The organism is Janthinobacterium sp. AD80 (assembly GCF_002878455.1).
In the GTDB taxonomy this organism is placed as follows: domain Bacteria; phylum Pseudomonadota; class Gammaproteobacteria; order Burkholderiales; family Burkholderiaceae_D; genus Janthinobacterium.
The window spans coordinates 1-3,383 of the sequence record NZ_NRDQ01000349.1 but is presented as its reverse complement, the minus strand read 5'-3'; the positions used below and the strand labels follow the sequence as shown (position 1 = coordinate 3,383).

The window sequence follows — 3,383 nt, the reverse complement described above, 5'->3', positions numbered from 1 at the left end:
AAGCGGCCCAGGCGCAGGCGCGCCAGGCGGCGGCCGGCGGCGCCAGTGTGCCAAATGGCCTGGCGCAGGGCGGCTTGCAGGTCGACACCAACAGCCTGACGGCCGGCTGGCTCAATGCCCAGGCGCCCGTGCAGACAGTGGCGAACGGCAAGACGGCCGTGGTGGTGCAGCAGACGGCGGACAAGGCCATCCTGAACTGGGAAACCTTTAATGTGGGCAAGGACACGACCTTGACGTTCCAGCAGCAGAAGGACTGGGCCGTGCTGAACCGGGTCAACGATCCGCAGGCCCGTCCCAGCCAGATCCAGGGCCAGATCAAGGCCGACGGCACGCTGCTGCTGGTCAACCGCAACGGCATCGTGTTTACGGGCACGAGCCAGGTTGATACGCGCAGCCTGGTGGCGGCCGCCGCCCGCATCAGCGATACGCAATTCCAGAAAAACGGCCTCTACAGTTCTGGCACGGCTGGCTCCACGACGTTCACCGATGCGGCCGGCAAGGTGCAGGTGCACGCCGGTGCGCGCGTCAGTAGCAATGCGCCCAAGGGCAGCACGGAAGGCGGCGGCTACGTGATGCTGCTGGGAACGGAGGTGCACAACGGGGGCGAGATCAGCTCGCCGAAAGGCCAGGCCCTGCTGGCCGCCGGCGACAGCTTCAGCATCAAAAAGGGCGTGGGCACGGATGGCAACCCGCTGTCGACCACGCGCGGCAGCGAAGTCACGCCGCAATTCGCGGCAGGCAGCACGGCCGGCAAGGTCGTCAACACGGGCCTGATCCAGGCGCGCGAAGGCGATATTACCCTGGCCGGGCGCACGCTGCGGCAGGACGGCGTGCTGTTGTCCACCACCACCACGGCCACGCGTGGCACCATTCACCTCAACGCCCTGGGCAGCGACGCGGCCGTCAGCGTGGGACGCGGCGCCACCACGGCCATTCTCGTCGAGGACGACGGCAAGACGACGGCGCTCGACAGCCAGCGCGATGCCATGCGCGGGCCAGCCGTGTCGGCGGAGCAGAATATCTCGCTCGTCAACGACCGCCGCGACCAGTCGCGCATCGAGATCGGCAGCGCCGGCACGGTGGAATTCATCGGCGATTCGCTGACCCTGGCCACGGGCGGCCAGATCGCCGTGAATGCGGCCAGCCGCAGCCTGCTGCGCGACGGCGCGCAGCTCGACGTTTCCGGCGCCGTGGGCGTGAAGGTGGCGATGGCGGCCAACAATGTCGAAATCAATGTGCAGGGCAACGAACAGCGCGATGCGCCCGTCAACCGCGACGGCAAGGCCTTGATCAACAACAGCATCTGGGTCGACCGCCGCAAGCTGGTGTTGGTACCGAAAGGCACGAACGGCTATGACAGCGACCGCTGGTACACGGCCGGCGGCTTGCTGGAAGTGGCCGGTTATCTGGGCACGCAGGGCCATGCCGTCAGCGAGTGGATGGCGCAGGGCGGTACGGTGAGCTTCGGCGGCAACGATGTCGTCACGCAGCTTGGCTCCAGCATCAACCTGTCGGGCGGCACCCTGGACGTGCAGACGGGCACGGTGCGCCAGACCTGGCTGAAAGGCGCGGACGGCAAGCTGCATGAGGCGGGCAGCGCGCCCGCCGACCTGGCCTATCTTGGCGTGTACAAGGGCTACGAGGAAGAACATGCGCGCTGGGGCAAGGACGCCAGCGCCTTTTATGCCAATCCGCTGATCGCCGCGCAGCAGCGCCTGGAAAACGGCTACACGGTGGGCCGCGACGCGGGCAAGCTGGTGGTTGCCACGGGGTCGGCCGTGCTGGAAGGGAGCATCGCCGGTGACGTCTTCCAGGGCGAGCGCCAGAGCCAGGCGCCGCAGGCGCTGCTCGACGGCTACCAGCAGTCGCAGCTGGCGGCCGCCCAGCGGGGGCAATTGATCGTTGGCCAGTATCAGCCCATGTTCGACAAGCGCGCGGGCGTGCTGCAGCATGCGCTGTCGGCCGTCATGGACGAGGTGCGCCTGACACGCGTGCAGGACGGCATCGCCGCCGGGCTTGATGTAACGGACGTGCTGGGGGATGTGTCGGCTTCAGAGCGCCAGGGCAGGCTGCTGCTTGACACCACCCTGCTCAATAGCCAGCAGCTTGGCGCCATCCGCATTGCCGCGAAAGGCGCGATCACCGTCGACAGCGCGCTGCAGGTGGCCGATGGCGGCAATATCACCCTGTTCGGCAAGGACGTGGCCATCAACGCCAGCCTGCGCAGCCATGCCGGCAGCATCGCGGCCGGCAACGTGCTGAATCAGATCGGCGCGCTGGGCATGGTGGACACCTTCGTCAATCCGGGCGTGCCGCCGGGCACCCTGGTGCTGGCCGATGGCGTGAGTCTGGACACCAGCGGCTTGCTCAGCAATGTGCTGCGCGATCCGCTGGCCGCCGCCGGCCTGCCGTACCTGAACGGCGGCACGGTATCGTTGCGGGCGTATGGCGACGTGCGTATCGGCAATGGCAGCCTGGTCGACGTCAGCTCGGGCGCGGCCATCCTGCCGCAGGCGAAACAGCAGGGCGGCAAGGGCGGTAATGTGACCTTGGCCAGCTATGGCGCCAAGGCCGACCTGGTGCTGGGCGAGGGCGCGCAAGTGCGCGGCCATGGCGTGACGGGCGGTGGCAAGCTGGAATTGCAGGCGAACCAGATCGTCATTGGCGAGATTGAAAAACCCGGGGCAGGCAGCCTGCAGCTGGATGCCGGCTTCTTCGACAAAGGTTTTTCCAGCTACAGCCTGGTCGGCAAACACAGCGTGACGGTGGCGGACGGCGCGCAGGTCGACGTGCACATGCCCGTGCTGCGCGTGGTGGAGAATGAAAAACTGGCCGTATGGACGCCGGAACAGGTCACGGAAAATGCCGTCAAGGGCACGCTGGCGCAGCGCAAGGGCGCCAGCCTGGCCCTGCAGGTGGGCGATGTGCTGTCCGATGCAGCCGACATGGCCAGCGCCGAACTGCTTGTGGGCAAGAATGCCGTGGTGAATGTCGATGCGGGCCAGTCCATCAAACTGTCCAGTGTTGGCCAGCTGACGGTGGACGGGCGCCTGAACGCCTGGGGCGGCAAGATCAGCCTCGGTGGCGTGGGCGTCGCCGTGAATGTGTCGGAAGCGGTGGAGGCGGCCGGCCATGGCCGTTCCATCTGGATCGGCGAAAACGCCGTGCTGGACGTGGCATCGCGCGCCGTCTCGGCCACCGACGCGCAGGGCCGGCGCTACGGCAAGGTGGCCGATGGCGGCAGCATCGTCATCGGCGGCGACATCGACCATGCGCAGGGCAGCACGTCGGCGGCCAGCCTGTTTGTCGTCGTGCGCGACGGCGCCGTGCTGGACGCTTCCGGCGCGCACGCCGTGCTCGATGTGAACGGCGCGGCCGTCGAC

The 3,383-nt window shown here is 67.7% G+C and carries 1 protein-coding gene; it reads left to right on the top strand.

Annotated features, from left to right (window positions below):
- On the top strand, nt 1–3,383 hold a 3,383-nt coding region (locus JaAD80_RS29345; RefSeq protein WP_146012628.1), incomplete at both ends, for a filamentous hemagglutinin N-terminal domain-containing protein.